This is a genomic window from Arthrobacter sp. DMZ02-1R, from assembly GCF_057747935.1.
The window spans coordinates 2,373,887-2,397,178 of record NZ_CM173230.1 but is presented as its reverse complement, the minus strand read 5'-3'; the positions used below and the strand labels follow the sequence as shown (position 1 = coordinate 2,397,178).

22 protein-coding genes are annotated in these 23,292 nt (G+C 62.5%); 17 read left to right on the top strand and 5 right to left on the bottom strand.

The window, feature by feature from the left end; all coding sequences use genetic code 11:
• Nucleotides 1–42: 42 nt before the first annotated feature.
• From AC3ANQ_RS11685 to holA, 8 genes are all read left to right on the top strand, one after another.
• Nucleotides 43–1,098, top strand: coding sequence for a DegV family protein (locus AC3ANQ_RS11685; protein ID WP_488305196.1), 1,056 nt, complete (start codon nt 43–45; stop codon nt 1,096–1,098).
• A gap of 865 nt (nt 1,099–1,963) precedes the next feature.
• The gene (locus AC3ANQ_RS11680) at nt 1,964–2,182 is read left to right on the top strand and encodes a hypothetical protein (RefSeq protein WP_488305195.1); all 219 of its coding nucleotides are present in this window, start codon (nt 1,964–1,966) and stop codon (nt 2,180–2,182) included.
• Nucleotides 2,183–2,340: 158 nt separating this feature from the next.
• A complete protein-coding gene (locus tag AC3ANQ_RS11675; protein WP_488305194.1) occupies nt 2,341–2,925 on the top strand; it encodes an META domain-containing protein in 585 nt (194 codons plus the stop codon).
• A 32-nt stretch (nt 2,926–2,957) separates the two neighbouring features.
• Nucleotides 2,958–3,269, top strand: a complete 312-nt coding sequence (locus tag AC3ANQ_RS11670) for a hypothetical protein (protein WP_488305193.1) — start codon at nt 2,958–2,960, stop codon at nt 3,267–3,269.
• Between the two features lie 37 nt (nt 3,270–3,306).
• The gene (locus AC3ANQ_RS11665; protein ID WP_488305192.1) at nt 3,307–4,125 is read left to right on the top strand and encodes a chymotrypsin family serine protease; all 819 of its coding nucleotides are present in this window, start codon (nt 3,307–3,309) and stop codon (nt 4,123–4,125) included.
• A 1,251-nt stretch (nt 4,126–5,376) separates the two neighbouring features.
• A complete protein-coding gene (locus AC3ANQ_RS11660) occupies nt 5,377–5,901 on the top strand; it encodes a helix-hairpin-helix domain-containing protein (protein WP_488305191.1) in 525 nt (174 codons plus the stop codon).
• Between the two features lie 375 nt (nt 5,902–6,276).
• Nucleotides 6,277–7,884, top strand: a complete 1,608-nt coding sequence (locus tag AC3ANQ_RS11655; protein WP_488305190.1) for a ComEC/Rec2 family competence protein — start codon at nt 6,277–6,279, stop codon at nt 7,882–7,884.
• Entirely contained in the window at nt 7,803–8,819 is a 1,017-nt protein-coding gene (gene holA / locus AC3ANQ_RS11650) for a DNA polymerase III subunit delta (protein ID WP_488305189.1), read from the top strand. Before AC3ANQ_RS11655 ends, holA begins: the two co-directional genes overlap by 82 nt.
• Nucleotides 8,820–9,026: 207 nt before the next feature.
• On the opposite strand, the gene rpsT is transcribed toward holA, so the two are convergent.
• Nucleotides 9,027–9,287, bottom strand: a complete 261-nt coding sequence (gene rpsT / locus AC3ANQ_RS11645; protein ID WP_028267110.1) for a 30S ribosomal protein S20 — start codon at nt 9,285–9,287, stop codon at nt 9,027–9,029.
• 170 nt (nt 9,288–9,457) lie between these two features.
• Entirely contained in the window at nt 9,458–10,027 is a 570-nt protein-coding gene (locus AC3ANQ_RS11640; RefSeq protein WP_488305188.1) for a type II toxin-antitoxin system PemK/MazF family toxin, read from the bottom strand.
• Between the two features lie 179 nt (nt 10,028–10,206).
• Here AC3ANQ_RS11640 and lepA point away from each other — a divergent pair, with 179 nt between their 5' ends.
• Both lepA and hemW read left to right on the top strand, forming a co-directional pair.
• On the top strand, nt 10,207–12,060 hold the full coding sequence (lepA, locus tag AC3ANQ_RS11635; protein ID WP_488305187.1) for a translation elongation factor 4: 1,854 nt from the start codon (nt 10,207–10,209) through the stop codon (nt 12,058–12,060).
• 48 nt (nt 12,061–12,108) lie between these two features.
• The gene (gene hemW / locus AC3ANQ_RS11630) at nt 12,109–13,338 is read left to right on the top strand and encodes a radical SAM family heme chaperone HemW (protein WP_488305186.1); all 1,230 of its coding nucleotides are present in this window, start codon (nt 12,109–12,111) and stop codon (nt 13,336–13,338) included.
• 68 nt (nt 13,339–13,406) lie between these two features.
• On the opposite strand, the gene AC3ANQ_RS11625 is transcribed toward hemW, so the two are convergent.
• Both AC3ANQ_RS11625 and AC3ANQ_RS11620 read right to left on the bottom strand, forming a co-directional pair.
• Complete coding sequence (locus AC3ANQ_RS11625; RefSeq protein ID WP_265977346.1) at nt 13,407–13,820, bottom strand: DUF4870 domain-containing protein; 414 nt, start codon at nt 13,818–13,820, stop codon at nt 13,407–13,409.
• Nucleotides 13,821–13,969: 149 nt separating this feature from the next.
• Nucleotides 13,970–14,827 carry a DUF3097 domain-containing protein gene (locus tag AC3ANQ_RS11620; RefSeq protein WP_488305185.1) on the bottom strand — a complete coding sequence of 286 codons (858 nt, stop codon included), beginning with the start codon at nt 14,825–14,827 and terminating at the stop codon, nt 13,970–13,972.
• Between the two features lie 216 nt (nt 14,828–15,043).
• On the opposite strand from AC3ANQ_RS11620, the gene hrcA reads away from it, so the two are divergent.
• The 3 genes from hrcA to AC3ANQ_RS11605 are packed head-to-tail and all read left to right on the top strand — an operon-like array spanning nt 15,044 to nt 18,027.
• On the top strand, nt 15,044–16,057 hold the full coding sequence (gene hrcA, locus AC3ANQ_RS11615) for a heat-inducible transcriptional repressor HrcA (protein WP_488305184.1): 1,014 nt from the start codon (nt 15,044–15,046) through the stop codon (nt 16,055–16,057).
• Nucleotides 16,058–16,117: 60 nt separating this feature from the next.
• On the top strand, nt 16,118–17,248 hold the full coding sequence (gene dnaJ / locus AC3ANQ_RS11610) for a molecular chaperone DnaJ (protein WP_488305183.1): 1,131 nt from the start codon (nt 16,118–16,120) through the stop codon (nt 17,246–17,248).
• A 2-nt stretch (nt 17,249–17,250) separates the two neighbouring features.
• Nucleotides 17,251–18,027, top strand: a complete 777-nt coding sequence (locus tag AC3ANQ_RS11605) for a 16S rRNA (uracil(1498)-N(3))-methyltransferase (protein ID WP_488305182.1) — start codon at nt 17,251–17,253, stop codon at nt 18,025–18,027.
• A gap of 57 nt (nt 18,028–18,084) precedes the next feature.
• On the opposite strand, the gene AC3ANQ_RS11600 is transcribed toward AC3ANQ_RS11605, so the two are convergent.
• Nucleotides 18,085–18,972 carry a GerMN domain-containing protein gene (locus AC3ANQ_RS11600; RefSeq protein WP_488305181.1) on the bottom strand — a complete coding sequence of 296 codons (888 nt, stop codon included), beginning with the start codon at nt 18,970–18,972 and terminating at the stop codon, nt 18,085–18,087.
• Nucleotides 18,973–19,393: 421 nt separating this feature from the next.
• Between AC3ANQ_RS11600 and AC3ANQ_RS11595 the strand changes: the two genes are divergently transcribed.
• From AC3ANQ_RS11595 to era, 4 genes are read left to right on the top strand one after another with little or no spacing between them, the layout of a single operon-like run.
• Nucleotides 19,394–20,482 (top strand): PhoH family protein, encoded by a 1,089-nt coding sequence (locus AC3ANQ_RS11595; RefSeq protein ID WP_488305180.1) that lies wholly within the window; start codon nt 19,394–19,396, stop codon nt 20,480–20,482.
• Complete coding sequence (ybeY, locus tag AC3ANQ_RS11590) at nt 20,479–20,952, top strand: rRNA maturation RNase YbeY (RefSeq protein ID WP_488305179.1); 474 nt, start codon at nt 20,479–20,481, stop codon at nt 20,950–20,952. Before AC3ANQ_RS11595 ends, ybeY begins: the two co-directional genes overlap by 4 nt.
• The gene (locus tag AC3ANQ_RS11585) at nt 20,949–22,280 is read left to right on the top strand and encodes a hemolysin family protein (RefSeq protein WP_488305178.1); all 1,332 of its coding nucleotides are present in this window, start codon (nt 20,949–20,951) and stop codon (nt 22,278–22,280) included. Before ybeY ends, AC3ANQ_RS11585 begins: the two co-directional genes overlap by 4 nt.
• Nucleotides 22,264–23,226 carry a GTPase Era gene (era, locus tag AC3ANQ_RS11580; protein ID WP_488305177.1) on the top strand — a complete coding sequence of 321 codons (963 nt, stop codon included), beginning with the start codon at nt 22,264–22,266 and terminating at the stop codon, nt 23,224–23,226. The genes AC3ANQ_RS11585 and era overlap by 17 nt, the downstream gene beginning before the upstream one ends.
• Nucleotides 23,227–23,292 lie beyond the last annotated feature (66 nt).

Here is a 23,292-nt window from a genome sequence, read left to right as displayed (position 1 = left end):
CCGGTGTTTGCCGGCGGCCGGCCAGCAGCCCAGGAGGCACCGTTGACGGACCGCGAACCACCCGCATGGTTGTGGCTCAAGGAACGTTTGGCCCGCCTGCGTCAGCCGACGACGCCGGGTCGCGCCGGAGCTGAACCGCCGCCTGTCGCCGTGCGGACCGCCGTCGTCACTGATTCGGCAGCCGCACTGCCGGCCGAATGGGTCAAAGCGTTCGTTGCGGACGGGCGCCTCGCCGTCGTACCGATGCCTGTCATGGTGGGCGAAGAAATCTACGGCGAGGGCGAAGATGACATCACTGAGACACTGGCGCTGGCTTTGGCGGCCGGATCGTCAGTGAAGACTTCACGTCCTTCACCCGGGCAATTCGAACAGGCTTACCTCGCCGCGCAGTCTCGCGGCTTTGAGGCTGTCGTCTCCATCCATATTTCCGCCGAGCTGTCCGGCACCGCCGATGCCGCCCGGTTGGCCGCACAGCGGGTCGCAATCCCGGTGGAGGTCATTGACTCGCGCACCGTGGGAATGGCCCTAGGCATGGGCGTCCAAAGTGCGCTCGTCGCCGCAGCAGACGGCCGTTCGGCCACGGAAGTCCGTCGCTTTGCCGAGGAGAGATTGGGCCGTACCAAGGTCTATTTCTATGTGCCAAGCCTTGAGCAGCTACGGCGCGGCGGACGAATCGGCACTGCCGCGTCCTTGCTCGGGACAATGCTGTCCATCAAACCAATCCTGGCGGTCGACGACGGCAAGATCGTGCCGCTTGAGAGGGTGCGTTCGGCGGCTAAGGCCGTCGCTCGGCTTGAGGAAATCGTTTCTGCTGATGTCAATTCCCGGCCGTCGGGACAGTCCCGGCTTGCCGTGCACCATTTTGGAAACCTGGCAGAGGCCGAACGGCTGGCGTCGCGGCTGGGGGAGGACTGCCTGGGATGCCCGCCTGCACAGATAAGTGCCCTGCCTGCCGTCCTCGCAGCTCACGCAGGCCTCGGCGTTTTGGTGGTGGTCGTTGGGGAAAGCAGCACGCCTGGCGTCGCGGCAGGCGGTTCCAGCGCAAGCAGCCCCGCCACAGGCAAAGACCTCGCGAAGCCGTCCGCGGACGGCGACTGAAAAGTACTGCCAGCTCCGCGGACACGTCACGGCCGGGTTCGCCTTTCCCATGGTTGAGAAAATCCGAGCCAGGGCCTCGGTATTTGTGAACGGCGTGCCCGTCAGGCATACATGTGGGAGAGCTTCTCGTTGTGGATGAACCTGATCTCGCTTGTTTCCCTCCGTCAGTCCCGGATCGACCTTTCGACCCGTCACCTTCTCGCGAAGGCGGTCACTCATCTGGCCCCGCTCATTTTCGTACTCTTCGATGTAGCACTTCGTACTCTTGATCTGGCTTACGTTCGTTCTAACTGTGGTCGACCCTTCGCCTTTATCGTGATTGTCCGGACTTCTGGTCGACTATGTGGCAGGGCGCAGCGTGGGCAGGCACGGCCCTGGTTACGGCTCCGTGCCTGGCGTCTCGGAGGATTTCCGAACATGTCTCTGCGGTTTGATCCTTCAATTCGCGGGATCGACCCTCATCCCATTCCCACCCCGGGAGCTGCGGCCCTGTCACTGCGCTCCTCTTTGCTTGCTGCGCTATTCGAGTTCTCGGGGCTAGCGCTGCGTGATGCCGGGTCATCACAAGGTCGTAAACGCACAGCGGATCTGGAAGTAGTTGGTCAGCGTGCACGTCTCGGTACATAAGGCAATGGCGACGTAGCAGCAATCGTCCCCTACGTGCAAAGGCCAGCGGCGACCTTGTTGGGCAAAGGCCGAAGATGCAAGCCGATTTTCGCGTCACGAAGGATACCGCATACCAACTTAATAAGTGGAGACCCGCAGGCTTCATCGGGGGCAACCCGTGGGGAGCGGATCAAGGGGTGGATCGTCGGAAGACCACCTGAAGCAACGAGTACGTGGCAGACAAGGAAAGGAGAAGACATTGGACAGCGTCAAAACAATAGGTAACAGGATTGTCCGGACCATGCGTGGAAACGTACCTGACCGGCAAGAGCCCAGGCGCATGAAGCACCGGCGCCGGTCCAAGATCCCCGCTCTTCTCTTGAGCTCGATCGCGGGCAGCCTTGGAGTGGTGCCTGACCACGCTGAGCCTGCCAAGCGACTATCCTCCGGCCCCCGGCCCAACGACGCCGTCCCGTAAGAACCGGGCAGCCCCGGCCGGCCCGGCGACTTCCAAAGGCCGGTCGGGGTTGTCCCATCCCTCGTTCCTGGCCGAGGCCGCGGCCCACCTGAGCCTCGACCTTGTTGCCGAAGCCGCGAAACGCGACGACGGATCCTTGGCACGAATCGTTGAAAACAATGTACGAGAAGCTCAGTGACAAAGACCTCATCCATGTATATGCTCCGATCAATTTCAACATTCAGGGGGATTCGATGAAGCATTGTCGGTTGCCGAGATTCACTTATTGCTTATTTTTCGTCGGTCTGCTCATGACTTCTTGCGCGTCCGGCCCGGTCGGCAAAGCCGGCACAGCCGTACCCATTCCGCCTCCGATCAGTTCCGCAACTCCACATGTATCCTGCGCGCCTTTCCTTCCCTCTGCTCCGTGCTCTCAATACGTCAGCATTTCGGGGACTTCGAACGGCGTCACTCTCCCGTGGGTAGCTACTGGCGGGCTTACGGTGGAGCTGAATTCTGTGAATGGTGGATTAGAGCTCACCGCGAAGACTCCCTGTAATCCAATCAGCGGACCAGCAATGATCACAGGGAGCACTCTCATTGTTGAAAAGCTGGCGGTCGGAGCGGTTGGATGCGTCGGCGACCCGGCTGAACAGGAAAAGTGGGTCGTACAGTTCCTGAAACAGCCTATTGAAATGACCTTTAATCAGGACACTTTGACATGGAAGGGCGGAACCGACACTCTCAACTTCAAAAACAAGTAACGACCACGCTGCGCGGACCAGCGTCCTAATTGGTGACGCCCGCTATAGCCAACCTAACAAAATTAAATATCGAAGAACTAATCAAACCTGGGGGTAAATTGAAGTTCTTATCACTTGCTGTCCGCGCATCGGCGGCCATTTTGCTCGTCTCAACCGGAATCGGTGGTGGTGCCGCGGTGGCGGCTACGACCTCGCCGACAGCCCCTTCTGGGTCAAGCGAGATCGATCGCTACACGAAGGCAAACGGTCCGACATTCGTGGCCAATCAGCAAAAACTATCCGACTTCAAGCATTGGGTGGCCGCAAATCAAGGCCGCGATTACAAAGATCGATGCCCAGAGTAAGGCATTCAAGGATCTCGGTTTCCAAGTCGATGGAATCGTGGGCGTGCGCGATGACGACGGCGCCATCGCCGTCGAAGGGCACTCCGTTGGACAGTCGACACCGGACCTGGCGAAGGTGTCAGCAACCGCAGGGACGGCGGCTGGCGGACCCGTGAAAGTGACCGACAACCGCCGAGCGACTCCGGCAAGGGCAACGCGCTCGAATGACTATGCGCCGTTCAACTCCGGCGGCTACATGATCGAATCCGGTCACACCTGCAGCACCGGCTTCTCGCTGAAAGACGCAAGCCGCTCCTACGCTGTAACTGCACGGCACTGCCCCCAAGGTTCTTACTATGACCGTGACAACTCCGGGGTCTATGTAGGGTATGAACTTCGGGATTCGCCAGATGGCCAGGCATCTCTCCTTGACGGCACGGGCAGCAGCTGGATGTTCGACGGCGCCTGGAATAACACTGCGGGATACTCGAAAGCCGTCTCAGGGTTTCAGGATGTCTCCCCGGGCGACGGTATCTGCACGAGCGGCGGCAACTCCGGGGTGCACTGCAATATTCAGGTCATCGGCATGTATTACTGGTGGAACGACGGCTATGGCGGCACATACAACATTGAGGGCTATCAGCAGACTTACGGCCAGATTGCCGCGATTCAAGGTGACAGCGGCGGCCCCGTCCTTATGCCTCGTTCCGATGGGTCGGTCGGTGCTGTCGGCATGATCCAAGCAGTGCTGAACGCTGACCCGAACAATTGCGGATCGGTACACGACCAGGGTGCAAATGTGTGCTCGCCCGACGTGCTCTTCACCTCCACCCGGACGATTGCCAACAGCCTGGGCATGAGCTTGGTTACTTGGTAATCACTTTTGTTGTAGAAGTCCCGGCCGTTCATCAATCAGATCAGGTGCCGGGACTTCTCTTTGCTGAGAGCGTGTCAGGAAAGTATGCCACGCAGAAACGGTGCCGCCTCAGCCAACGACGCCGCGAGTGCTGCGCGTCGACGGTTGGCGGGAGCAGAGCAGAGGATGACTCGACCACCGGAAGCTGCTTGAGGTATGGCCGTGACGGGTCATTCACCGCAGCCACGGCCAAAGGCTCACTCGGAAAGTGGGGCGAGGAATTATCCGTCCTGACTTGGCAGGCGGTTTATCCGCCGGGTTTTGCAGGGTGGGACGTCACTGCGCGGATGGGCGCGTGTCCTATCCCGAGGAGCCATCGTCCGTCGTGCCAGTTCAGCTGAAACTCGACTTCCACCGGACTGCCTGCTTGTCCGCAGTATCGACCTTGGTTGGTGGGTGGCCGAGGCTTACGGCTTCCGTGTAGCTGACCGTGAACCCTAGGTCGCTGGCCCCGCTCCACGTATGTCGCTGTCCCGATCCGCGTCATCGACCGCATGCTGGTGGCGAAGCTGCCAGAGACGGGGGAGAATACGACTGGCGTCGACGTAAGCCGCGAGGGCAGCGACTGCACGGTGTCCAGTCCGGACATCGGCGACACTCCGGCGGACCTGTACGAGCCAGATATCGACTGCACCGACGCTGCTCCGATCTCCCACTTGATTGCTGACGCGTCCCCGGGTGCAACTGATCCTCCACACTGCCTCTTGCCAGCGTCCTTGTCCACATAGGGTCGATGCCGCCTGCCACGGCGGGGTGGGCAGTTCTAGGCTCGGTGGTATGCCACGCAGGAACGGTGCCGCCTCAGCCAACGACGCCGCGAGTGCTGCGCGTCGACGGTTCACGGCCCGTCTTGCACCGCCTCTGGCTGGCGAGCATAGTGCTGAGCTGGGAGGCGCCGGACAGGGCGGACTTCATCGGGGTCACGACAATAGCGACCCGTTACTGCCCTTGCACACGTTGTTTGAAGGCAACACTGGGACTTCCCCGTCCGGCTACTCTTCCGGCGAACCAGATTCCGGCGATTCAGGCGCCTCTGGCGAATCGATGGCTCCTCCGCGGCTTCGTTGGCGCACGCCGAGGCGAGTAGCTGTCTTGCTGACCGTTCCATGTTTGCTGTTGCTGTTGTGGTTCGCCTGGCAGGCGTGGACGGCCCAGCCAACCGTCGCGCCCTTGGTCCGCAGTTCGCTTGCTGGTGCAGCGCCACGCGTTGGTGTGAGCACAGCACAGGATGACCCGCCCGAATCGCGGCGCGGCCAGCTTACTGTCCATGTGGCCGGTGCCGTGAAGGACCCCGGGATCGTCACATTGCCGGCCGGAGCACGAGTGTTTGATGCGATCGCCGCTGCCGGGGGCGCGGAGCCGGCCGCCGATCTGAACAGCCTCAACCTTGCGGCGGTAGTGCAGGACGCGGCGAAGATCCATGTTCCGCGGGCAGGGGATGCCGTTACCGCTCCAGCGGCTGGAGCTGCCGGCGGGGCCGCGGGCGGAGATGGTGGAGGGGGAACTTCGGGAAGCGGTAACTCGGGATCCGGAGCCTCTGCGGGAGGAAAGCTCAACCTCAACACCGCGACGGCTGAGGAACTCGATGCCCTGCCAAAGGTTGGTCCGGTCCTGGCCAAGCGCATCGTGGAGTGGAGGCAGCAGCACGGTCCGTTTGTGGCGGTGGAAGACCTGGACGCCGTAGATGGCGTCGGCCCGAAGATGATGGAAGCCCTACTGCCCTTGGTGACGGTCTGACATGGCCGGCGACCGGGTATGAAGGGAACCGGGCAGGCGAGTGCCCCGCGATCGACGCCGTCGGGGCGCGAGGACGCCCATGGGAACCGTAGCCGGATCGACCTGCGGCTGGTCCCGTCCGCCACGCTCACGTGGGCCGTATCCCTCTCCGCTCCCTTCTTGCCGTCGTTATGGATAATGGCCCTGTGTGCGGGCCTGTGTGTTGTCGCGGGGCTTCTGCTGGGAGGCCGGCGTCAGCGAATCCCCCAGATTCGGCAAACCGCTCGGAGGCACCCGGAGCCCAGGCGCTCGGAAGCCCGCGTCGGCGGTAACTCGCGTTCGCGCTCAAGGACCCTTGCCGCCACCCTGGCCGTTGCGTGCTTGTTCGGTGCTGCCGTGGCGGCCCATGCAGCAATGGATGCGGGACCGCGCCAGGACGGCCCCGTCGCTGAGGCCGCGGCATCGCGGGACTCCGTTGTCATCCACGTGCTGATCGTGGGAGAGCCCCGCGAACTGGGCACTGGCTCGCGTGGATCGGGACGGTGGGCAGTTCCGGCAGAAGTGATGGACATAGCAACCGATGGTCAGTTGATCCGTTCCCGCACAAGAATTCTGCTCACTGGGGGGCAGGGCTGGGACCAGGTCGCAACGGGCGACGAGATCAGAACCGCGGGGAAGCTGAAGCAGGCAAAAGCAGGCCAGTTGGAGGCCGGCGTTCTCGCGGCCGCTACACCTCCTTTGAAGCCGGACGCGCGGCATGACCTCGATGCACAGCACCGCCCCAACGCACAGCCCAGGCTGGAAACGGAGGGCGCTATGCCGGAAGGTCCGGCGCAGTTGAAGAAGCAATTCGCCTCTGCTGCCGAATGGTTGCAGGGCGACGCCGCAGGTCTTTTGCCGGGAATGGTCACGGGCGACACCTCCGGCCTGGACGAAGGCCTGGAAGCCGCTATGAAAACCACCGGCACCACCCATCTCACGGCCGTCAGCGGCGCAAATTGCAGCCTCATCCTTGGGGGCTTGGTGCTTTTGGCCAGGAGCTTACGGCTTCCCAGGAGCGCCGCGGCAATCGGGGCCCTTGTGGGCTTGGCCGCCTTTGTCATGATGGTCGGCCCGGATGCGAGCGTCCTCAGGGCAGCCGTTATGGGGGCTATCGGCGTTACAGCCCTCAGCGGCGGGCGGCGGGGCCGGAGCCTGGGCTTTCTCTGCCTCGCAATCAGTAGCCTGCTCATTCTGGATCCTTCACTTGGCATGAGCGTGGGATTCCTCCTGTCGGTCCTCGCCACGCTGGGGATTGTCCTCTTGGCAGGGCCCATCGCATCCTGGGCTCCAGCTTGGCTGCCTTCCTGGATCGCTTCGGCCATTGCTGTTCCCTTGTCAGCGCAGCTCCTGTGCAGCCCGGTGATTGTTGCCCTGCAGCCACAATTCTCCAGCTACTCATTGCTGACGAACGTCGCGGCAGCTCCGTTTGTCCCACCGGTGACTATCCTGGGGACCATTGCCGTTCCGATCGTTCCGTTGGTTCCCTGGCTAGCTGCCATTCCTATGGCCATTGCCGGAGTGAGCGCGGGAATGGTGGCGGTCATCGCCCGGTTCTTCGCAGGACTTCCGGGAGCCGCACTGTCCTGGCCCGAAGGCCTGACAGGAATTGCCACCATGCTTCTGTGGTCTGTTGTGACCATCCTGCTGGTGTGGCTGGTCCTGCATCCAGCGTGGACGGGCCACGCCGTGCTGGCTTTGCACCGCCGGCTATTTCTCCTCATGAAGGCTGCGGAGTCAACTGTCCGTCGCCGATGGGTTAAGGGGCATTCCGGGAGCTCCCGGACGCCCGGCTACAGGGCCGGGGCCTTGGCGAACAATGCGCGGGACGCTCGACGTGGGAGACTGGGACCGAAGCAAAACCCTTCTGGAAGGAAGCAACATTGGCTGCTGCCCAGGTCGCCAAGGCTAAGGCCTCCGCGGCGAACACCATCGGCTGGCGGGACGTTACCCCGTCCGCCGTAGTGCTTATCACCGGCCCTGAGGAGTACCTCGGAATCCGTGCAATGGATCGGATCCGTTCCCAGGTGCGGGCCACCGCGCCGGACGTGGAAATCAGCAAACTCAACGCGGGAAGCTACGAGTCCGGTTCCCTCGCTATGACTGTCACGCCGTCGTTGTTCGATGAGGCTAAACTCATCGAGATCGAGGGCCTTGAGTCCATGAACGATGCCTTTCTTGCCGATGCGCTGACTTACCTCACACATCCTGAGAATGACGTCGTGTTGGTCCTTCGTCATGGTGGGGGAGTACGGGGCAAGAAGCTTCTGGACGCCATCAAGTCCTCCGGATGGCCGGTCGTGGATTGCCAGCCCTTGAAAAAGGATGCCGAGAAAACAGCATTCGTCGTCTCGGAATTCAAGGCAGGCGGCCGCCGCATCGAAGCGGAAGCTGTCCAGGCCCTCGTCAATGCAGTCGGGGCCAGCCTCTCGGAGCTCGCAGCAGCATGCAACCAGCTCATCGCGGATGCCACCACCACCGTGGACGCAGCCACCGTGGAGCGGTACTACGGCGGCCGCGTGGAAGCCACTGCGTTCAAGGTTGCCGACGCCGCCATGGCCGGCAACGGACCGCAGGCCCTGTCCACCCTCCGGCACGCCCTCGCCACCGGGGTTGACCCCGTGCCGCTGGTTGCCGCCCTTGCCGCGAAGCTCCGCGCCCTTGCCAAGGTTGCCGGAGCCCAAGGCTCGTCAGCACAGATCGCCAAGCAGCTTGGCATGCAGCCCTGGCTCGTGGAGCAGGCGCAGCGGGACGTCCGACGGTGGACTCCTGAAGGCCTGATCCGTTCCATCCAGGTAACGGCTGAAGCGGACGCCCAGGTCAAAGGCCTCTCGCGGGATCCGGTATACGCGGTGGAGCACGCTGTCACGGTCATTGCCGCTTCGGCCCGGGGCCGGTAGCCGACGCGCGACACCCAGATTGTTGGGCCATACGCACATTTCCTGACGACACACAGGGAATCCGAGGGTCGAGAGTCCAATTGCGCGTCGTGAGTCGGAGCCACCGCCCGGTGGCCGTTCCGCCTCGTTCGTGCCGGGCTTAAATAACTGAGGCCGGCACCCATTGGGCGCCGGCCTCACGTTCAGCTCAGTCGAACTGGATAAACCTTAGAGTGCGTTGACCTTTTTGGAGATCGCCGACTTGCGGTTTGCAGCGTTGTTCTTGTGAATAACGCCCTTGCTGACAGCCTTATCCAGCTTACGGCTGGCAGCAACAAGAGCCTTTGCAGCGGCATCCTTGTCCGTGGACTCAACGGCGGTGGCAACGGCGCGGATGGCCGTCTTCAGCTCAGACTTGACAGCGTTGTTACGCAGGCGAGCCTTCTCGTTGGTGAGGATGCGCTTCTTCTGGGACTTGATATTAGCCACGTGTGTGAACTCTCTTTTTAATGCGGAAATGGTCTAGAGGGTTTTCAGGTTGGCCATCGACTGAGCGGCGTGGGGATGCCTATGGCAGCCAACCATGAGTGGCCGTCGACCTGCACGGACACACAGCCATAAATATTATCAGACTCTGCGCTTTTCCGGGGATTTGCCGTCTACGCCGAGTCGTGTTGCCCACCCAGTCGCCGGGCCACCACCTGGAAAGTGCGTTTGTCCAGGACGGCGCCCTCACGCCGGACGTCCGCGGGATTGATGCGCACCACTCTGTCCACCTTGACCTCACTGGGCCGGCCCCGGGGGTCCCAGCCGCCCGTCCCGATGTCCACGTAGTCGCCTGAGCGGCGGCCATTATCGTGGTCTTTGCTGGTCAACATCAGCCCCAGCAGCCACCCGCCGTCGCGCCCTATCAAAAGGACCGGCCGATCCTTGCCCTCGGAATAGTCCTCTTCGTAGGGGACCCACGACCACACGATCTCTCCAGGATCCGGTTTGCCGTCAGGGTTGGGGGAGTACCGCGGAGAGACCTTGCCCCGGAAGTCCCCCGGATAGGGCCGGGAAAGCTGCCCGACGCCGGCCGCCGCGTTCCGGGGGCGGCTCGTCTCCGCCGACACCCGGCTTTTCGGTGGCTTGCGGGGCTCTGTACCGACGGGGGCTCCAACGATCCGTCGAAGGTAGCCCAGGGAGCCTTTGAGGAGTCTGCCAAGCAAATGTGTGTCCGATGCCATGGCACCACCGTACTTTCCATTGACATCCTGCGTCGCCCGCAACGCAACGGCGCCTGATCGAAGTGCACAACCGGCGTCGTGTTCATGGGAGACTATAAGTTCAGATATGCGGCATTGGCCGGATTGGTCCAGATCAGTCCGGGATTCGGCCGTGTGAGTGTCAACAGTAAGGACCCTGCGTGTCTCCCATGGCCCGCACCGCACCGGTGCCCGCCGCGACAGATCCGGCCATCATCCGGAACTTCTGCATCATCGCCCACATCGACCACGGTAAATCCACCTTGGCCGACCGCATGTTGCAGTACACCGGCGTCGTTAAATCCCGCGACATGAAGGCCCAATATCTGGACCGCATGGATATCGAACGCGAGCGTGGCATCACCATCAAGTCCCAGGCTGTCCGCATGCCCTGGGAACTTGACGGCATCAGCTACGCCTTGAACATGATCGATACCCCTGGCCACGTTGACTTCACTTATGAGGTCTCCCGTTCCCTCGCGGCCTGTGAAGGTGCAGTCCTCTTGGTGGACGCGGCCCAGGGCATCGAGGCCCAGACCCTGGCCAACCTCTACCTGGCGATGGAAAACAACCTCACCATCATTCCGGTGCTCAACAAGATCGACCTTCCGGCCGCCCAGCCCGAAAAGTACGCGGCGGAACTCGCCAACCTGATCGGCGGCGACCCCGAGGACGTGCTGCGCGTGTCCGGCAAGACCGGCGCCGGCGTGGAGGCCCTCCTGGACAAGATCGTCCGCGATTTGCCGGCACCCGTTGGCGACCCCAACGCCCCGGCGCGCGCCATGATTTTCGATTCCGTGTATGACACGTATCGCGGCGTGGTCACCTATGTCCGCGTGGTGGACGGCATGCTGCATCCGCGCGAGCGGATCCAGATGATGTCCACCCGTGCCACACACGAACTGCTGGAAATCGGTGTCAGCTCGCCGGAACCCACTCCCTCCAAGGGACTCGGCGTGGGCGAGGTCGGCTACCTGATCACCGGCGTAAAGGACGTCCGCCAGTCGAAGGTGGGCGACACCGTAACCAACCTGGCCAAGCCCGCTGCGCAATCCCTGGCCGGTTATGCCGATGCCAAACCCATGGTCTTCTCGGGCTTGTATCCCTTGGACGGCACGGACTATCCGGTGCTCCGGGATGCCCTCGAGAAACTGATGCTCAACGACGCCGCACTCGTCTATGAACCGGAGACCTCGGCCGCGCTCGGCTTTGGCTTCCGCGTGGGCTTCCTTGGCCTGCTGCACTTGGAAATCACCCGTGAGCGCCTCGAGCGCGAGTATAATCTCGACCTCATCTCCACTGCTCCCAACGTTGAGTATGAGGTCACGCTGGAGGACAAGCGTGTCCTCCACGTCACCAACCCCAGCGAATACCCCACGGGCAAGATCTCGGAGGTCCGTGAGCCGATGGTGTCCGCCACCATCCTGGCGCCCAACGAATTTGTCGGCGCCATCATGGAATTGTGCCAGAGCCGCCGTGGGGTCATGGGCGGCATGGACTACCTCTCCGAGGACCGTGTAGAGATCCGGTACCGCTTGCCGCTTGCCGAAATTGTCTTCGACTTCTTCGACATCCTTAAGTCCAAGACCCGCGGTTACGGTTCATTGGACTGGAAGGCCGACGGCGAGCAAGTTGCCGATCTGGTCAAAGTTGACATCATGCTCCAAGGCGAGCAGGTTGACGCCTTCAGCGCCATCACCCACCGTGACAAGGCCTACGCCTACGGGGTCATGATGACCGGCAAGCTGCGCGAGCTCATTCCCCGCCAGCAGTTCGAGGTGCCCATCCAGGCTGCCATCGGCTCGCGCATCATTGCCCGCGAAAGCATCCGCGCCATCCGCAAGGACGTCCTTGCCAAGTGCTACGGCGGTGACATCACCCGTAAGCGCAAGCTTCTGGAAAAGCAGAAGGAAGGCAAGAAGCGCATGAAGATGGTGGGCCGCGTGGAGGTTCCACAGGAAGCGTTCATCGCAGCCCTTACCACCGACGAGTCCAAGGACAAGGCCAAGAAATAATGGGGCTGTTCGCCCAAAACACCGGGGGACGGGCATACGGGGGATCGTGTGCCTAGTGTCCTTCCCCTCGGAGATCCGGCACCTGCGGACGGCCTCCTGCCGCCGCAGGTGCTTGACGGTGTCGAGTCACGCAAGTTTGGCCTGTACGTCCATATACCTTTCTGTGCCGTGCGCTGCGGATACTGCGACTTCAACACCTATACCGCCACCGAGCTTGGGGGCGGCGCATCCCAGGACGCCTACGCTTCCACTGCGATTTCGGAAGTAGAGTTCGCCGTCAAGGCCATGGGCTCCTCCGGACTCCCGCATCGGCCCTTGAGCACGGTGTTCTTCGGCGGAGGCACGCCGACGCTGCTGCCTGCTGAAGACCTGGCACGCATCCTGACGGCCGCCGTCGGGCACTGGGGGCTGGAAACAGGGGCCGAAGTCACCACTGAAGCGAACCCGGACTCGGTGACTCCCGAGTCGCTCCAGCTGCTGGCCCACGCCGGCTTCACGCGGGTCTCCTTCGGCATGCAGTCAGCAGTCCCGCACGTCCTCAAGGTTCTGGACCGTACCCACACGCCCAGCAGGGTCCCGTTGGTGGTCCAATGGGCGCGCGACGCTGGCCTCGCCGTGAGCCTCGACCTGATCTACGGCACTCCAGGCGAGTCGATGGCCGATTGGCAAACTTCCCTTGACACTGCGCTGTCCTACAAACCGGACCACATCAGCGCCTACGCGTTGATCGTGGAAGATGGCACCAAGCTGGCCGCCCAGATCCGGCGCGGGGAAGTTCCCGGAATCGACGACGACGACCACGCCGCCAAATACGAACTCGCCGATCAGCTGATCAGCGCCGCCGGGCTCGACTGGTACGAGGTCAGCAACTGGTCCCGCACACCCGAACAGGCGTGCAAACACAACCTTGCCTACTGGCGGGGAGACGATTGGTGGGGCATCGGACCCGGCGCGCATTCCCACATGGGCGGCGTCCGCTGGTGGAACGTCAAGCACCCCACCGCTTACGCAAACAGGCTCGGTCAAGGCGTCTCTCCTGCCGCTGGGCGCGAAACCCTCGACGCCGGAACCCGGGAAGTGGAACGCATCATGCTGGAAGCGCGCCTCGGCACGGGACTCCAGGTAGACGCCCTCGACAAGGTGGGCCGTCATGCCGTGGCGGGCCTCATTGCCGACGGCCTGGTGGAGCCCGCGGCGGCCTTCCAAGGGCGGCTGATTTTGACGCTCAAGGGGCGGCTACTGGCTGACGCCGTGGTGCGTCGCATCCTCCCGGAGTAGCCCCCGCCGGCACGAACGCTGGCGCGCGTACCAGCTTGCGCGAGCACTCGCGCGCCGGGGAACAGCCGCTATTTGATCCAGCGCAGGTTGAAGCGGTAGCGGTGCGGCTGTCCGTGGTTGACGCGGATGCCGGCAGATACAGAGAAGCACGTCACAGCAACCCAGATTGCCGTGGCCAGAACTGCGAACAAGTTTCCAACCACCGGGAGCAAGACCAGAATGTTGGCAAGCACTGCGGCAATCGTTGGAGGCAAAGTGAAGTTCAGCGCCTCTTTGGATTCCTGAGCCGTGAAGGGGCCACGTTCGCGGAAAATCAGGTAGATCAGAAGCGAGGGCACACAGCCGAGGATCCCGCCGAAGTGCGCAAGGGTTGCCCACTGCCGGTCTTCCGAGGCGGTCAAGGGCAGCGCGTTGGCAGGAACGCCGTGGTACTGGGACTGGCCCGAGGCGCCGTCCCCATCGTCAGGAGCGTTGTCTGCCACAGTTTCTTCCTTCGAGTATCTATCGGTGCAGTGTTGCTGTCCCAGAATACTTGCTTAGCGCGCGATCAGCGGACCAACCCCCCGGACCCGAAGTCGCGGAAACCGCACCGAGGCCGCCGCTAAAGCGAACCGGAAGCTGCAAGGAGCCGTCAGGGTACAGTCAGGAAGTCGATCACTTCTTCCACCCGTCCCAGCAGGGAGGCCTCCAAGTCCGCGTAGCTGTGGACGGCGCCGAGAAGCTTCTGCCAGCCTAGCCCGACGTCCTCCGGTGTCTCATGCGGCCAGCCGAACGACTTCAGGATGCCGGTCTTCCAATCGGTTCCGCGGGCGACGGTGGGCCATTGCTGGATCCCCAGAACCTTGGGGCGAATAGCCTGCCAGACGTCCACATAGGGGTGGCCCACGATCAGGACGTTTCCTGCAGCACCGGGCAGTGTCATGGCATCGGCGGCAATCCGCGACTCTTTCGAATCCGGCACCAGGTGGTCCACCAGGACTCCGAGCCTGCGGCCCGGGCCTGGAGAGAACTCGGCAATCGCCGCCTTGAGATCGTCAACGCCATGCAAGGGTTCGACGACGATTCCCTCCACCCGGAGGTCATCTCCCCAGACCTTCTCCACGAGTTCGGCGTCGTGTTTGCCTTCCACCCAGATCCGGCTTGCCTTGGCGACTTGCGCGCGTTGGCCGGCCACCCTGACGGATCCTGAAGCGGTCCTGCCCGCTTGCCCGGTGACCGCTCCGGCAGCGGCGCGGGGCGCCGGCGGCAGAAGTTTTACCGGTTGTCCGTCGAGCAGGAATCCGAAGCCGAGCCGGAACGACTTGTTCTTTCCCCGGCGGTCCTCCAGCACCACAATGTGCATGCCGCCGGCCTTTTCGACCCTGGTCACGGCCCCGACCCAACCGGACTGCACGTCTTCGAGAACCATTCCGCGTTCAACGGGCACCTCGGGCAGTTGCCTCTTGGCAGGCGAGGAGAGGTCTCGCGGGCCCCAATTGTCGTAAGACACGGTCTTCACACCACTTTGCGCTAGGGGATCAATGACGGCCCTGGACATTCCGCCGGACCGCGCGGGAATCATGTTCGCCGCGAGCGGTACCAATGCTAACAACGTGGTGGCTCATACTAGACTTGTTAGCACTTGGGCATGTTGAGTGCTAATTGTTTGAATATCAGGTCGCTGAGTAGTAACTGTTCAGCACTGGCTGTTGAATGGAGGTGGGCAGTGAGCGAACCACGCAAGCTTGAAGTGTTGCGCGCCATCGTGGAGGACTACGTTCACTCCCGCGAGCCCGTCGGATCCAAGGCCTTGGTCGAACGGCACCATTTGGGAGTGTCGAGCGCGACCATCCGCAACGACATGGCCCTTTTGGAAGAAGAAGGACTCATCGCCGCACCGCACACCAGTGCCGGCCGGATCCCCACGGACAAGGGCTACCGCCTGTTCGTCGACCGTATTTCCCAGGTCAAACCGCTTTCAGCCGCCGAGCGCCGGGCCATCCACTCGCTGCTTGAGGGACCCGACGACGTCGAGGACATCCTTGAGCGCACCGTTCGGCTCCTGTCCCAACTGACCAACCAGGTCGCCGTCGTGCAGTACCCGCACCTTAGCCGCGCCCGCGTACGGCACATTGAGTTTGTGCTGCTGGCTCCGCGCCAGGTCTTGGTAGTACTTATCGCCGACACCGGCAAAGTGGAACAGGGCGTGGTGCACGCAGGGGCCGATGCCACGGACGAAGATGTCATGGCCTTGCGCACACGTTTCCTTGGGAGCATTGCCGGCTCGCAGCTTGACCTCATGCCGCAGGTCCTGCCGTCCGTGGTTGCCCTCTGCCCGCCAGCGCTTCGAGGCCTTGCCGGTGTCCTCGCTCTTGGTCTGGAAAGGCTGGCCGACCGAAGCCGGGACGAACGCATGGTCATGGCAGGCACAGCAAACCTGGCCCGCTCCAACGTGGATTTCCCGCTCAGCATCGGGCCGGTCTTGGAGGCTCTCGAGGAACAGGTGGTCATGTTGCGCCTGCTCTCGGACATGGCCGAGGACCCTCGGGGAGTCACAGTGAGCATCGGCCGCGAGAACCCTTACGACGGTCTCTCCGAAGCGTCGGTGGTCGCCACCGGCTACGGTCCGGGCAGCAACGCCAAGATCGGCATTCTTGGGCCTACCCGGATGGACTATCCCAACACCATGGCGGCCGTCCGCGCCGTCGCACGCTACCTTTCCCGCATTCTGGGCGGCTGACAGCCCCGGCCAGAAACCGTCTCGCAAGAAACGCAGTACAACAAGGAAGAGATACCGACTTTGAGCAGCCACTATGACGTTCTGGGCGTCTCACCGGAAGCAACCGGCGAGGAGATCAAGAAGGCCTACCGCAAGCTCGCCCGTAAGCTGCATCCCGATGTGAACCCCGGAGAAGGCGCCGCCGAGGAATTCAAAGCCGTGACCCACGCCTACGAGGTCCTCTCCGACCCCCAGAAGCGCCGCGTGTATGACGCCACGGGCAACGAGAACGGCACTGACAACGGCTTCGGTGGAGGTTACGCGGGCCAGGGATTCGCATTCCAGGACATCTTCGACACGTTCTTCGGCGGGGGTGGCGGTGGCATGCAGGGACCTGCATCACGTATGCGCCGCGGCCAGGACGCGCTGATCAGTGTCCGCATCGATTTGCGCGAGGCCGTCTTCGGCGTCAACAAGAAACTTGAAGTGGATACTGCGGTCGTCTGTCCCACGTGCGAAGGCTCATGCTGCCGAGCGGGAACCCACCCGGAGCGCTGCGACATCTGCGGCGGCTCGGGTCAGGTCCAGCGCCCAGTCCGCTCCATCCTCGGCCAGGTCATGACTTCCGCGCCGTGCGGTTCATGTGAAGGTTTCGGATCTATCATCAAGGATCCGTGCAATGAGTGCAGCGGCCAGGGCCGCATCCGCAGCCGCCGTTCGCTGACCGTCAAAGTGCCTGGCGGCGTGGCGACCGGAACGCGCATCCAGCTGTCGTCTCAGGGCGAAGCAGGGCCGGCCGGCGGTCCTTCCGGCGATCTCTACGTGGAGATCCGGGTCAACGCCGATTCCACCTACATACGCGAGGGCGACGACCTTCACGCGACCCTGAGCGTTCCCATGACGGCCGCGGCACTGGGAACCGAGCTGCAGCTGGATACGTTTGACGGCCCCCAGGAGATCGACGTCAAGGCCGGCACCCAGTCCGGCGAGGTCATCACCATGCGCGGACTGGGCGTCACCCATCTCCGCGGATACGGCCGGGGAGACCTCAAGGTACACCTGCACGTTGAGACGCCCGGAAAGATCGACGCCGCGCAGGAAGAGTTGCTCCGCCAACTGGCCAAGTTGCGCGGTGAGCAGTTTACCGAGGGCAAGCTCGTAGCGAGCGGCGGTATGTTCGCGAAGCTGCGGGACAAGCTCGGTAACCTGTAGCGGTGAGCAACCCCGTATTCTTCGCGGCCGCCGGAACGCTCGACGGGCTCGGGCCCGGTGACACGTTCGTGCTGGTCGGCGCCGAGGCAAGGCATGCAGTCACCGTCAAGCGTTTGGAAGTCGGCGAAGCCGTGGACATTGCCGACGGCGCCGGAAAGCGCCTTACGGGAACTGTGACCGCATCCGGACAAGGAAGCCTGGAAGTCCTTGCATCTGATGTCCTCCAGGAGCGCCAGCCGAAAGTGCGCCTCGTTTTGGTCCAGGCCCTCGCCAAGGGCGACCGCGATGAACTCGCCGTCGAGACGGCAACGGAACTCGGGATCGACGCCGTGGTGCCCTGGCAGGCGGAACGATCCATTGTCCGTTGGAAGGGGGAGCGGGCCGCCAAGGCCCTCGCGAAGTGGCAATCGGTGGCTACCGCAGCGGCCAAACAGGCACGGCGCGCGTGGATCCCGGAAGTGCGTGCCGCCGTCGACGGCTCCGGCTTGGCGGCGGCCGTTGCCGCTGCTGATCTGGCGATCATCCTGCACGAGGACGCAAAGCGCCCGCTGAGGGATGTATTGGAGAAGTGGCAGGATCAGCTTTCCGGCGGGGACCCCGGAGCAGGTCGCGAAGTGCTGCTCATCGTGGGGCCAGAGGGCGGCATCTCGCCGCGCGAAGTAACCAAGTTGAGCGACGTCGGCGCGGTCACCGCCCTCTTGGGGCACCATGTACTTCGCTCGTCGACGGCGGGCCCGGCCGCCGTCGTACTGGCCAGCGACATTCTGGGGCGCTGGTAGAGCGCCAAGCGCGCTGCCCAGGCAGCCCGTCGAGTGGCTCGCGGTGCAAGCAGGTGATCAGCGGACGCTGAAAGAACGGGTATCCGTGGCGATATCGGCGTCGCCTGGACCCACCATGGAAACGCGCAACTCGTACCGCCCGGCTCCGAGGCCCACCGTGAAGTTGAAGGCGCCACCTTGTCCCGGCACGGTCGAAGCAGTGGTCTGACCGGACAGGTATGATGTCTTCTCGCCGCTTGAGTTCTCGCGGAGGATCTGCCAATGCAGTTTCTTCGAAGTGTCGGTACTACGCCCGTTGAACTTGACTGGACCGGCAGGCAGGGTCAGGTCCTCCTGAGGCTCAATGATCCAGACGGGTGCCACCATGGTTGCGTCCCGGACCATCGGATCACCCAGCTTGACCTGACCGAACGCCATGTAGTCCGTGTGCCCGTCTACCAGGATGGTCACCTTGATCAGCTGACCGGAGTCGATCAAGCCCGAGCTCGCCGCAGCAGCGGTAGCGGTGTAGACGAGCTGCTGGACCGCTCGCTGCGCCATTCCGGCGTCGAGGTTGGAATTGAACGCGTCGCGGGAAACGTCGACCGTGACCACGTTCTTGCCGGAAATCGACGTCGCAAGGTCGCTCGGATTTTGCCATGGCGTGAAGAAATCGTGATCCAGCGGCTTTTGGGACATCATGATCCGCAGGGCGGTAGTGATGGGGTTCTCGTTGCCTGGGTTGTCACGAAATTCGCGGTACAGGAAGATATCCGTGTCGCTTCGTCCGATCCAGTACACCGGAATCTTGTTTGACGCCTGGGTTGTCTCGAGCGGCGCATTGGTGGCGGGTGCCGCCTGCAGGGCAGCGGTCGGATTGGGGACAGGCGTAGTTGATCCCTGACCCGAACGGTCAGCAACGCAACCCGAAAGAAACAGGGCAGCGGTCAGCGCGGTCACAAGCATGGCGGAACGTCTCCGGATGCGTGTGCCCTCTGGAATGCCGGCTGGCCTGGTAATAGTGGATTCCTGCTCGTGTTCGGCCGCTGTGGTGCGGGGGAGTCATGCGCCCGAGGAGCGGGTGCAGGGCATTTTTGCCCATAAATCAGCTTGTCATAGTCCCCGCGGCGCTTGCTGGCGATTCCATACTCCGGCACCAACTGCAATGCGATTGATACGAGGTCGATACGGAGTTGATACCAAACTGGCCTGAAATCGGCTGCCCGCAGCCCTCCCGGGCACGGTCCGGAACCACCCTCGAGACTGGCTGGCGTAGGATTGAAAGCAATCCGAGGCCCGCGATCCTGCGCCCATCCAGCGAACGGACATCGGAGCAAATCGATGGACATAACCAAGCCGGAGGAGCACAGGCCACTAGGCCAGCACTATGACAGAATCATTGAACGGGCGGCCCAGGGCCGGCAGCGTTGACACAGGCCCGGCCGAGTTCCCGCACTCTGTCCCAGGCGCCCGGACGGAAGTTGTCGTCTTCGACAACTCTGATCAGATGGTTCAGACCCTCGGCAGCCATGACGAGGCACTGCGCTACATAGAAGCCCAGTTCCCCGGCGTCGACTTTCATGTGCGCGGCAACGAGCTCTCCTTCAGCGGACCGTCCGGCGATGTTCCCCGGATCATGCGGCTCCTGGAGGAAGTCCGGGGTTTGGTCGGCAGGGGGACCGTTATCACCCCTGACGTACTCCAACAGCTCGTTTCCCTGCTGCGCAGCCAGTCACTTCAGAGTCCTGTGGAAGTGCTGACCCACAACATTCTTTCCAGCCGCGGACGCACCATTCGTCCAAAAACTCTGAACCAGAAGAGCTACGTTGACGCCATAGACGACAACACGGTGATCTTCGGGATCGGCCCGGCCGGCACCGGCAAGACGTACCTGGCCATGGCGAAGGCCGTGCAGGCACTGCAGCTCAAGGAAGTCAGCCGCATCATCCTCACGCGGCCCGCCGTCGAGGCAGGGGAGCGCCTCGGATTCCTCCCTGGAACGCTGAGTGACAAGATCGATCCATATCTGCGTCCGTTGTACGATGCTTTGCACGACATGATGGATCCGGAGTCGATCCCGCGCCTCATGGCTGCCGGAACGATTGAAGTGGCGCCGCTTGCGTACATGCGCGGCCGCACGCTCAACGATGCGTTCATCATTCTTGATGAGGCCCAGAACACCACTGCGGAACAGATGAAGATGTTCCTCACGAGGCTTGGTTTCGGTTCCAAGATGGTAGTCACAGGGGACATCACCCAGGTGGATCTACCTTTTGGAGCCACCTCCGGCCTGCGTATCGTCCGGGAAATCCTCAGTGGGATCGACGGCGTGAACTTCACGATGTTGGACGCTTCCGACGTCGTCAGGCACCGGCTGGTGGCCGACATTGTGTCCGCCTACAGCATTTGGGACGAAAAGCACCGGGTGCGCGCACAGCACGCGGCGGCGCATGAGAAACGGGGAGAACGCCGATGAGCATCGAGGTCAACAACGAGTCCGGCATCCAGGTGGACGAGGCTCAACTGGTGACGCTTTCGCGTTTCATCTTTGAGCGGCTCTACATCCACCCCCAAGCTGAACTTTCCATCCTGCTCGTGGACGAAGCTGCCATGGAAAAGCTCCACATCGAGCTCATGGACGAACCCGGCGCAACCGATGTCCTTTCCGTTCCCATGGATGAGCTAACACCGGGAACGCCAGGCAAACCGACGCCACAGGGCATGCTGGGCGACATCGCCATCTGCCCGCAAGTGGCCGAGGTCCAGGCGCGCGATGCGGGCCATTCAACCCAGGATGAAATGCTCCTGCTTTGCACGCATGGAATCCTCCACCTCCTCGGTTTCGACCACGCTGAGCCGGAAGAGAAGGAAGAAATGTTCGGCCTGCAGCGTGAGCTGCTGTCCGAGTTCCTCGGCAAGGATGCCCCCATGGAGACCATGCAGTGACCTCACTCATCCTGGTCGGCATGGCGTTGGTGTTCCTCAGCTTCGTCGCCTTGCTGACTGCGGCGGAGGCTGCCTTTACCTTCCTGCCGCGGCACGAGGCAGAGCACGCCATCGTCAAGAGCCGGGGGACTTCCCTTCGCAGCATCCTCGCCCAACCTGTTGCCCACATACGGGCATTACGATTCTGGCGGGTCTGGTTCGAGATGGCGGCAGCAGTGGCTGTCGCCGTGGTCATGCACAGTCTCCTCGACAATGTCTGGCTCGCCGGACTGGCGGCGACGGGCATCATGGCCGTCATCGGGTTCGTCTTGGTGGGCGTCTCGCCTCGTCAACTCGGGCGCGCCAACTCAGGCGGCGTGGTGCGCTTCTCGGCCCCCCTCATCAGGTTCCTGTGCTGGATCCTGGGGCCAATTCCCGGCTGGCTCGTAGCGATCGGCAGTGCGGTGGCGCCTGGTGCTCCCAGCGGCGATGAAGCGTTCTTCAGCGAGGAAGAATTCCGTGAGCTCGTCGACAGGGCTACGGAATCGGACATGATCGAGGACAGCGAGGCCGAACTCATTCAGTCGGTCTTCGACTTCGGCGACACCTTGGTCCGCTCTGTGATGGTCCCTCGAACGGACATTGTGAGCATCGAGTCGGGCTCCAGCCTTGAGCAGGCCATGGCCTTGTTCCTGCGCTCCGGCTACTCAAGGATTCCGGTTATCGGCGAGAATGCTGATCAGATCCGCGGGATTCTTTATCTGAAGGACGTCGCTGCCGCATTGCACCGTCCGGAACAGCCTTCGGTACGCCCGGACGTGGACGCGATAGCCCGCGAGGCCCGTTTCGTTCCGGAATCCAAGCCCGTCAGCGACCTCCTCAGCGAGCTTCAGCAAGAGTCCACGCACGTGGCTGTGGTCATTGACGAGTACGGTGGCACGGCGGGACTGGTGACGCTGGAGGACCTCATTGAGGAAATCGTGGGAGAGATTGTGGATGAATACGACTCCAACGATGCGGAGGTCACCGACTTGGGTGATGGCACGTTCCGTGTCAGTTCACGGATGAGCATCGACGACCTCGGCGAACTTTTCAACATTGACCTCGACGACGACGAAGTGGACACCGTAGGCGGCCTCTTGGCCAAGACCTTGGGCAAGGTGCCGATCGTAGGCAGTGCGGTGAAGGTGGACGGGATCTCCTTGAAAGCCGATAGGCTTGAAGGCCGGCGAAACCGGGTCAGCCATATCATTGCGGCAGCCATTCCAAAAGAAGACACTGACCTTGAAGACCTTCTCGACGAGGCCGACACAACGCAACAGGGAGTTCCACGTGAGCAAGCACAATAAGAAGTTCGACGCCGATCAGGACTTCGGCGGCTTCCACGCAGGCTTCTCCGTTCTCGTGGGCCGTCCGAATGCCGGCAAGTCGACCCTCACCAACGCTCTGGTTGGCCAGAAGGTAGCCATCACTTCGGCAAAGCCGCAGACCACCCGGCACACGATCCGCGGCATTGTCCACCGGGAAGACGCACAGCTCATCCTCGTGGACACCCCGGGTTTGCACCGCCCACGCACCCTTCTTGGCAAGCGCCTCAACGATCTCGTGGCGGACACCCTCTCGGAAGTGGATGCCATTGGGTTCTGCTTGCCGGCCAACGAGAAGATCGGTCCGGGTGACAAGTACATTGCTGCGCAGCTCGCTGCCGTTGGACGCAAGCCGATCATCGCACTCGTCACCAAGACCGACCTCGTAGACCGTCAGGCCCTGACCGAGCAGCTCCTTGCAGTCGCGGCACTGGGGCGCGAAGTGCTCGGCGAGCAAGGCTGGGCGGACATCGTTCCGGTTTCCGCAACCGACGGCTTCCAGGTCAACACCGTTGCCGACGTCCTCATTGGGCACATGCCCGCTTCCCCGCCTCTTTACCCGGACGGTGAACTCACGGATGAACCTGAGGCCATCATGGTCGCCGAGCTCATTCGCGAAGCCGCATTGGAGGGTGTCCGGGATGAACTCCCACACTCCCTGGCCGTGGTGGTGGAGGAAATCCTTCCCCGCGAAGGCCGCTCCGAAGACAACCCGCTCCTTGACGTGCGGGTCAATCTCTACGTTGAGCGCCCGTCCCAAAAGGCCATCATCATAGGCAAGGCCGGAAGTCGCTTGCGGGAGGTCGGAACCAACGCCCGCAAGGGGATCGAAGCCCTCCTCGGAACCAAGATCTATCTTGACCTGCACGTCAAGGTGGCCAAGGATTGGCAGCGCGATCCAAAGCAACTCGTGAAGCTGGGGTTCTAGTCACTGGGGATTTTCCCAGTTTGGGCCCGTAAAATGGTCCGAATCCCATTTTCCGAGGAAAGGTTG